The 8508-nt window shown below is 72.7% G+C and carries 5 protein-coding genes and 2 pseudogenes; 3 read left to right on the top strand and 4 right to left on the bottom strand.

The window, feature by feature from the left end:
• The 4 genes and pseudogenes from AB0N07_RS35090 to AB0N07_RS35075 form a co-directional block, all read right to left on the bottom strand.
• Window positions 1–650: pseudogene (locus tag AB0N07_RS35090) on the bottom strand (hypothetical protein); the annotation flags it as partial.
• The gene (locus tag AB0N07_RS35085; protein WP_365842205.1) at window positions 647–928 is read right to left on the bottom strand and encodes a hypothetical protein; all 282 of its coding nucleotides are present in this window, start codon (window positions 926–928) and stop codon (window positions 647–649) included. The pseudogene AB0N07_RS35090 and the gene AB0N07_RS35085, both read right to left, overlap by 4 nt.
• Window positions 929–998: 70 nt before the next feature.
• A pseudogene (locus AB0N07_RS35080) lies at window positions 999–1310 on the bottom strand (transposase); the annotation flags it as partial.
• Between the two features lie 222 nt (window positions 1311–1532).
• The gene (locus AB0N07_RS35075; RefSeq protein WP_365842158.1) at window positions 1533–1748 is read right to left on the bottom strand and encodes a hypothetical protein; all 216 of its coding nucleotides are present in this window, start codon (window positions 1746–1748) and stop codon (window positions 1533–1535) included.
• Window positions 1749–2307: 559 nt separating this feature from the next.
• Here AB0N07_RS35075 and AB0N07_RS35070 point away from each other — a divergent pair.
• The 3 genes from AB0N07_RS35070 (at window position 2308) to AB0N07_RS35060 (ending at window position 8484) form a co-directional block, all read left to right on the top strand.
• Window positions 2308–3777 (top strand): acyl-CoA carboxylase subunit beta, encoded by a 1470-nt coding sequence (locus tag AB0N07_RS35070; RefSeq protein WP_365842201.1) that lies wholly within the window; start codon window positions 2308–2310, stop codon window positions 3775–3777.
• 74 nt (window positions 3778–3851) lie between these two features.
• A complete protein-coding gene (locus AB0N07_RS35065) occupies window positions 3852–5591 on the top strand; it encodes a fatty acyl-AMP ligase (protein WP_365842156.1) in 1740 nt (579 codons plus the stop codon).
• A gap of 160 nt (window positions 5592–5751) precedes the next feature.
• Window positions 5752–8484, top strand: a complete 2733-nt coding sequence (locus tag AB0N07_RS35060; protein ID WP_365842154.1) for a beta-ketoacyl synthase N-terminal-like domain-containing protein — start codon at window positions 5752–5754, stop codon at window positions 8482–8484.
• Window positions 8485–8508: the final 24 nt, after the last annotated feature.

The following is an 8508-nucleotide window of genomic DNA, read 5'->3' as shown; positions in this document are numbered from 1 at the left end:
TCGCATGCCAGCCGACCGAGATGGGCGTAGGCGAGCCTGACCGCGCCCTGTTCGCCGACGCCGGTGGCCCAGAACCCGTCGCGGAGGAACACGCTGTGATCGACCCGCAGAAACTCGGCGTGCAGGGCGGGACCGGACGTGTTCTCCAGCCGCGCCCCGTCGCAATCCAGCAGACCGAGGTGGGCGCCGAGGAACCGGACCGCGCCGGAAGGTGTGTCGGCGTCGGCAACCGCTCCGCGCATCGTCATCGTCGGCGCGGTGAAGCGTGCGGCGTCAACCGGTGGGTCGTGCGAACCCGCGGGGTGCCCGAACAAGGAACCGTCCAGCACGAGGCCGGGCAGCCGGCTGTCGCACAGGTTCAGACCGTCGGGGACGAAGCAGTCGACCAGCTCGACCCGAAGATCGCTGGTGATGTTCGCCAGGTCGACGCGGCCGGTGATGCGCGCTCCGCGCAGCCGCAGCCCGTGCGGGTCCGCCTCGATGTCCCGGCAGCCGCGGACCAGGTCACGGATCAACGCCGCCGGGACGGTGCGGGCGCCGTCCCAGGACCGCATCGCGGCCTCGTCGACCGGCCCGTCACCGACCAGGTCCAGCATCTCGCCGTCGCGGACCGCATCGAGCAGGCTCCGCTCCAACCAATCGGCTGTCACACGAGCATGATCGCCTGCCCCATCGCACGACGACAAGCACGCCGACACGAGGGACCGTTGAGCTCGCCGGGTCGACTTGTGATCGCCGCCCACATGATCAGCGCCTCGCTCACCTCAGGCAGACGTTCGCGCTCGCGGCAGTGCCGTCGGGCCCTCGTGATCCACGCCCAACCGTGTTCGACGGCCCATCTGCGCGGGAGCACGACGAAGCCCTTGGCTTCCGGCGGGCGCCGCACCGTCTTGAGGGTGATGTCGAGGTACTCCTTCGCCCAGGGCACCGGACCGTTCTTGGCATGGACGCAGTCGGCCCAGACGATGGCGATCCGGATACAGAAGGGCCAGGCGGAACAGCAACTCCCGTGCCGCGAACGAGCCCCGGGCATCGGCCGGAGTAACCATGACGAACAGGACGAGGCTGCGATGGTCGCAGATCATGTGCCGCTTCCGACCATTGATCAATTTCCCGCCGTCCCACCCGCGCGTCGCCCGGCTGACGGTCTCGGACGCCTTGACGGACTGCGATTCCGCAATCACTGAGGCAGCCTGGAGCGACTTGCCCGCGGCGCGGCCCGCGACTCCAACGGGCGTCGCACCGGACAGCACCGCTGTAGCGGCGGTCCGACGAGTTCTTGAGTCGGTTGGTCGCGCACTCGACGGCATGAGGCTCGCCGCCCTGGTATGGGCTGGTGCAGCGGGCTCCACGGCGGCGCAGGTAGGCGCGGAACCTGCGGGGCGAGTCGCCGTGATCGCCGAGCTCGTCATCAGCCGATCGGTGAGCGACTGTTTGTCCTACGCGCCCGAAACGGCCGCCCGCATCCGCCCTCGCGCTGAAAACAGGTGCCCGGTGCCAAGCACATCTTGCGTCGTGCGGCCATGCGGCGCTCAGTGCTGCCACGCATCCGGGCCGCCGCCCCGCCACTCGACCAGCCCGGATTCCCGCACCCACTCCTCTTCGGCGTCCTCCAGACCCGCGAGCCGCAGGAACTCGACGATGTCCAGCAGCCCGTATGCCATCCCGCGGAAATGGTCGCCCACACGGACCCTCCGGCCGCCGTCCTCGGCGGGCGGGTAGATCACGATGGGCTGTGCGTCGGCCATGGCACCAGGGTGCGCTGTGTGACGGCTGGGCGCATGTGGGGCGGTCGTGGCGCTCGATGGGCAGCTGCAGCCTGGGGCAGGCTTTTGTCTGCTGACCAAGGACGCCTACCACCGGCAGGTGGCCGAGCCGCCGGCTGCCGCGTGCCCGCTCCGCGAGCGCGGCTTTCGCCGATCGCCGTTGCCTACGACGCGACGGCCGCGGGCTACGGACGCCTCGATCGCCGCCCGCAAGACCCTGCTGGACGCCGTCCGCCCGATCGGGTCGGGAGGCTGATTGCGCCGAGGGCGCCTGGGGCTCGCCCTCCGTACCGTGTCGCCGCCCGGTTTCGCCGTCTGCTTGTCACGCTCGGAGCAACAGCGGCACCGCGGGACTCATCTCCCGCAAATAGAACAGCGATTCCCTCATTCGGCCCCTGCGTCGCTGCCATATTCGAAAGCCACTTCGGAGGTGGCTGTGACGCGAGAGGCGACAACATCCCGTGCCGGGGAGACGGCGACGCGCGTTCCCGACCGTACCGCCAGGCGCATCACCGAGCTGGAGGGCCGTAGGGTGCAGGCCATGTCCTCGGGCGGGCCGAGGCGGCGTGGGGAGTTCGGCGCCCGGGAGCGGATCGAACGGCTGCTGGACGCGGGGTCCTTCACCGAGACCGGCCTGTTCGTACGGGCGCGGCCCGCCGGGGACGGTGCCCGGCGTCCGTACGGCGACGGGGTGGTGACCGGGCACGGCACGGTCGACGGCCGTGCGGTGTGCGTGTTCGCGCAGGACTCCACGGTCTTCGGCGGCAGCATGGGTGAGGCCTTCGGTGAGAAGACCGTGGCGCTGATGGATCTCGCCCTGCGCATCGGCTGCCCGGTCGTCGGGCTCAACGACGGCGGCGGCGCGCGCATCCAGGAGGGCGTCGCCTCGCTCGCCCTCTACGCCGAGCTGGTGCGCCGCAATGTGCGGGCGTCCGGGGTGATCCCGCAGATCTCGGTCGTCCTGGGGCCGTGCGCCGGCGGGGCCGCCTACTCCCCCGCCATCACCGACTTCACCGTGATGGTCGACGGCGCCTCGCACATGTTCGTGACCGGGCCCGACGTCATCGAGGCGGTCACCGGCGAGCGGACCAGCGCCGAGGACCTGGGCGGCGCCCGCACCAGCAACGCGGTCAACGGCAACGCACACTTCCTCGCCGCCGACGAGCAGGACGCCTTCGACACCGTACGGGATCTGCTGTCGTATCTGCCTGCCAACAACCTGGAGCGGCCCCCGGAGTACGCGTCGGGACAGGTGCCCGGCGGGGCGTGGCTGGACGAGGTGGTGCCGGATCGGCTGGGGCAGGCCTACGACATGCGGGACATCCTGCGCGCGGTGGTCGACGACGGTGAACTCCTCGAAGTGCAGGAGCTGTTCGCGCCCAACATCATCTGTGCGCTGGCCCGGGTCGAGGGCCGGTCCGTCGGCGTCGTGGCCAATCAGCCGCTGCATGCCGCCGGGGTCCTCGACATCGACGCCTCCGAGAAGGCGGCGCGTTTCGTACGGTTCTGCGACGCGTTCGGCGTGCCCCTGCTGACCTTCGCCGATGTGCCGGGCTATCTCTCCGGGGTCCGCCAGGAGCAGGCCGGGATCATCCGGCGCGGCGCGAAGCTGCTGTACGCGTACGCCGAGGCGACCGTCCCGAAGGTCACCGTGGTGGTGCGCAAGGCGTACGGCGGCGGGTACGCGGTCATGGGCTCCAAGCACCTGGGCGCCGACATCAACCTCGCCTGGCCCACCGCCCGCATCGCCGTGATGGGCGCCGAGGGCGCGGTGGGCGTGCTGCACCGGCGGGAACTCGCTGCCGCCGACGACCCCGAGGCGCTGCGGGCCAGCCTGGTCGCCGCGTACGAAAGCACCCACGGGACGCCCTATCTGGCCGCCGAGCGCGGATACGTCGACGACGTCATCGCCCCGCGCGACACCCGCGCCCATGTCTGCCGTGCCCTGCGCGCGCTGCGCGGCAAGCGGGCCCCGATGCCGGAGCGCCGGCACGGCAACATCCCGCTCTGACCGGCGAGTTCACCTGCCCGCTGCGACTGCTGTGACCCGCAAGCCGTACCCCGCGACGTTTGGAGCCATGCCCCATGGACAGCCGCCGCCCCCCGCTCGCGCCCGTGTTCCGGAGTCTGCCGGAGTATGTGCGGCACTGGGCCGACACCACCCCCGACCGCCGGGCGTTCACCTTCGTCGACCATCCCGCCCCCGACTCGCGTGGCGTCCACCGCACGCTGACCTGGCGGCGCCTTGACCTGCGGGTGCGGGCGCTGGCCGCCCGGCTCGCGGAGGAGGCCGAGCCGGGCGCGCGGGTCGCGCTGCTGTGCCCGCAGGGCACGGAGTACGTCACCGCCTTCCTGGCGGCGCTCGCCGCCGGCCTGGCCGCCGTACCGCTGTATCCGCCCGGCCTGCCTGGGCACGCCGACCGGCTGGCGGCCGTGTTCGCCGACGCCCGTCCGGCGGTCGCCGTGACCACGAGCCGCGTCGTGGACGAGGTGCGGGACTTCTGTGACGGCACGGCGGTGCGGATCGTCGCCGCCGATCAGGTGCCCGACGCCGCCGCCGGAAACTGGCAGCCGGTCGTGCCGGACGCTGCGGAGATCGCCTATCTCCAGTACACCTCCGGCTCGACCCGCACCCCGGCGGGCGTGGAGATCACCCATGCCAACGTCGTCGCCAACGCCCGTCAGGCGCTGACCGCCTACGGCGCGGGCGCCCACCCGGTGACCTGTGTGGGCTGGCTGCCGCTGTACCACGACATGGGACTGGTCCTGAGTGTCGCCGCCCCGGTGGTGCGCGGCCTGCTGTCGGTGCTGATGGAGCCGGTCGCGTTCCTGCACGAGCCCGCGCGCTGGCTGCGGCTGCTGGCCGCGCATCCGCGTGCGCTGAGCGCCGCGCCCAACTTCGCCTACGACTACTGCGCCTCCGCCGTCACCGACGTGCAGAAGGCGGATCTGCGGCTGGACGGGATCGCTGCGCTGATCAACGGCAGTGAGCCGGTCCGCCCGGGCACGGTCGACCGCTTCCATGCCGCGTTCGCGGCACAAGGTCTGTCACCGGATGTCCACTGCCCGTCGTACGGTCTGGCCGAGGCCACCGTCTTCGTCAGCGCGGCCCGGCCCGGAGAGCCGCTGTGCCGGTTCGCGCTCGACCGTGACGCCCTCGCCTCCGGGAAGGCCCTGCCCGCGCGGCCCGAGGACTCCCGGGCGGTGCTGCTGGCGGGCTGCGGCACTCCGGCGGGCCAGCGAGTGCGCATCGTCGATCCCGCGTCCGGGGCCGTGATGTCCGAGGGCGAGGTCGGGGAGATCTGGGTGCAGGGCCCCAACGTCGGCCGCGGCTACTGGCATCAGGAGCGGCAGACCCGGCTCGTCTTCGGCGCCGAGTCCGACGCCTGGCCCGGCGGCTGGCTGCGTACGGGCGACCTGGGCACGGTGCTGGACGGGCAGTTGATCGTCACCGGCCGGCTCAAGGACCTCATCGTCGTCGACGGCCGCAACCACTATCCGCAGGACGTGGAGGCCACGGTCCAGGACGCACATCCGGCCGTGCGGCGAGACCGGCTGGCCGCCTTCGGCGTGCCGGGCGACGCGGGTGAGCAGGTGGTCGTGGTGGCCGAGCATGTACGGGGCACAAGCCTCGCCGGGATCGACGTACCGGCCCTCACACGCGCCGTACGCGCCGCCGTCTCGGACCGGCACGGACTGCGGCCGGCCGAGGTGGTCCTGGTCGCGCCGGGCGTGGTCCCCCGCACGTCCAGCGGCAAGGTGTCGCGGGCGCTGACCCGTCAGCGGTACCTGGAGGGCGCTTACACGGCGGAGGGTGCGCGATGAGAGCGGCCGACGAAGGTGCGATACGCCGGCTGACCGCGGAGCGGACAGCGGCGTGGACCGGTCCCGCCCCGACCAAGCCCCACACCTCCAGCGGCAGGGGTTCCCGAGAGCTGCGCCATCAGGGGTGTCTGGAGGGCATGTGCACGGCGGAGCGTGCGCGATGAGAGCCGTCGACGAAGGCGCGATACGCCGACTCATCGCCGAACGGGTGGCCGCCTGGACCGGATCCGCCCCCGAAGCCGTCCCGATGGACCGGCCGCTCGCCGACCTCGGCATGGCCTCGCGGGACGCGGTGGTCCTGACCGGGGAGCTGTCCCGGATTGCCGGGCGGGAGCTGCCGGCGACGCTGCTGTGGGAGGCGCCGACCGGCGACGCGCTGGTGGTCCGCCTGTGCACCAGCGAGGTGGAGGCCGTGGGCCGACCGGCCCCTGTCGCCGGCGACCTCGGTGAGCCCGTCGCCGTCATCGGGGTCGGCTGCCGACTGCCCGGGGGCGTGCACGGGCCGGGCGACTACTGGCAGCTGCTGAGCGAGGGCATCGACGCGATCCGCCGCGTGCCCGAGGACCGGTGGCGGGACTTCACCCACTTCCCGCCCGCCGACGCGCCCTCGTACGGCGGCTACCTCGACGACATCGCGGGCTTCGACGCCGACTTCTTCCGGACGACCCCGCGCGAGGCCGCGGTGATGGACCCGCAGCAGCGGATCCTCCTGGAGGTCGTCCACGAGACGCTCGACCACGCCGCCGTCCCGGCCGCCTCGCTCGCCGGCAGCGACACCGGAGTCTTCGTCGGTGTCTCGGCCCCCGAGTACGGCCGGCTCACCGGCGCCGACGTGAGCGCCGTCGACCCGTGGGCCCCTGCCGGTGCGGCGCTGAGCGTGACCGCGGGCCGGGTGGCGTATGTGCTGGACACCCGTGGGCCGAGCATGGCCGTCGACACCGCGTGTTCCTCCTCCCTGGTGGCCGTGCACCACGCGTGCGTCAGTCTGCGCACGGGCGAGAGTGGCGTGGCGATAGCCGCGGGCGTCAATGTGCTGCTCTCCCCCACCATCGGCGTCGCCTTCGAACGGGCCGGGGCGCTGGCCGCGGACGGGCGGTGCAAGCCGTTCTCGGCGGCGGCCGACGGCATCGGACGCGGCGAGGGCTGCGCGGCCGTGCTGTTGAAGCGGCTGTCCGACGCCGAACGCGACGGCGACCGCGTGCTCGCCGTCATCCGCGCCACGGCCGTCAACTCCGACGGCCGCTCCAACGGCCTCCTGGCCCCCAACCCCGTGAGCCAGCAAGCCCTGTTGGCGACCTCCTACGCACGGGCCGGACTCGACCCGGCCGGAGTCGACTACGTCGAGGCGCACGGCACCGGCACCCCGCTGGGCGACCCGATCGAGGCGGGCGCACTCGGCGCCGTCCTCGGTGCGGGCCGTGACCCCGACCAGCCGCTGCTGCTGGGCTCGGTCAAGGGCAACCTGGGCCATCTGGAGTCGGCCGCGGGTATCGCCGGGCTGGTCAAGACGGTGCTCGCGCTGCACCACGACGTCCTGCCGCCGTCCCTGCACTGCACGCAGGGCAGCTCTCTGGGCGACGCTCCGCTGCGGGTGGTGGCCGAGCCCGAGCCGTGGCCGCGCTACGGCGGCACGGCCACCGCCGGGGTCTCCGGGTTCGGCTTCGGCGGCACCAACGCCCATGCGGTGCTGGAGGAATGGCGGCCCGCCGTCCTGTCACCGCCGCCCGCCGAGGAACCCGCCGCCCGCCTCCATCTCCTCTCCGACGTCGACTCCGAGCGTCTGCGGGACACCGCCTCCCGGCTGGCCGACTGGCTCCGCACGTCCGAGGCAGGCGCCGCACGACCGGCCGACATCGCCCGCACACTCGCCGGGCGGGCCGGCCGGGGGCCGGTGCGGGCTGCCGTCGTCGCTGATCGCGGTGAACTCGCCGACGCGCTGGGCGCGTTGGCACAGGAACGTCCGCACGCACGGGTCCTGACCGGCGAGAGTGATCTCGTCGGGCGCGGACCGGTGTGGGTGTTCTCCGGCTACGGCAGTCAATGGGCCGGCATGGGGCGCCGGCTGCTGGCGGAGGAGCCCTCTTTCGTCTCCGCCGTGGAGAAGATCGACGCGCAGCTCGCCCCGGAGTGCGGGCTGTCCTTGTACGACCACTTGGTCTCCGGCGAGGGGCTGGAGTTGCTGGAGGTCGCCCAGCCGGTCCTGTTCGGCCTCCAGGTCGCACTCGCCGAGCTGTGGCGCTCCTACGGTGTGGAACCCGCCGCGGTGATCGGTCACTCCATGGGCGAGGTCGCCGCCGCGGTGTGCGCGGGTGCCCTGGATGTGCCTGACGCGGCGCGGGTCGTCGCCGTACGGGCCCGGCTGCTCGGTCGGCTGCGGGGCGGCGCCATGGCGGTCGTCGAGGTCGACGACGGTGAACTCGACGCCCTGCAAAGGGACTTCCCCGGCGTCCATGTCGCCGTCCACTCCTCCCCCGGCCAGAAGGTGGTCACCGGCGAGGAGGTTGCGGTGGCGCGGCTCGTGCGGCGGCTGGAGGAGGAAGGGCGAGCCGCTCGGGCCATGCGGGTGGTCGGCGCCGGCCACTCACCTCAAGTCGACGGCCTGTTACCGGAGTTGGTCGACTCACTGTCCGGCATCGAGAGCAGACGGCCGCGCATCCCCGTCTACTCCACCGTCCTCGACGATCCCCGCGGGGACTCCACCTTCGACGCCGGCCACTGGGCCGCGAACCTTCGGCGCCCCGTGCGTCTGGACCGGGCCGTCGCGGCTGCCGCGGCCGACGGTCACACCGCTTTCGTGGAGATCTCGCCGCACCCGGTGTTGACCCAAGGCCGGGAAGTTAAGGCTGGCTGGGGCGCTGTCCAGGCGCGGGTGGGCGTGCTGGCCCTGCGGTGAATGACGAACGGGACCGCTGGTAGA

The sequence above is a fragment of the Streptomyces sp. NPDC051172 genome (assembly GCF_040682555.1).
Lineage (GTDB): Bacteria > Actinomycetota > Actinomycetes > Streptomycetales > Streptomycetaceae > Streptomyces.
This window is presented reverse-complemented; position numbering and strand designations above follow the sequence as displayed.

Coding starts and splice junctions, on each gene's coding strand:
- AB0N07_RS35075 (WP_365842158.1), bottom strand. CDS start 1,748: ATGGCCGACGCACAGCCCATCGTGATCTACCCGCCCGCCGAGGACGGC.
- AB0N07_RS35070 (WP_365842201.1), top strand. CDS start 2,308: ATGTCCTCGGGCGGGCCGAGGCGGCGTGGGGAGTTCGGCGCCCGGGAG.
- AB0N07_RS35065 (WP_365842156.1), top strand. CDS start 3,852: ATGGACAGCCGCCGCCCCCCGCTCGCGCCCGTGTTCCGGAGTCTGCCG.
- AB0N07_RS35060 (WP_365842154.1), top strand. CDS start 5,752: ATGAGAGCCGTCGACGAAGGCGCGATACGCCGACTCATCGCCGAACGG.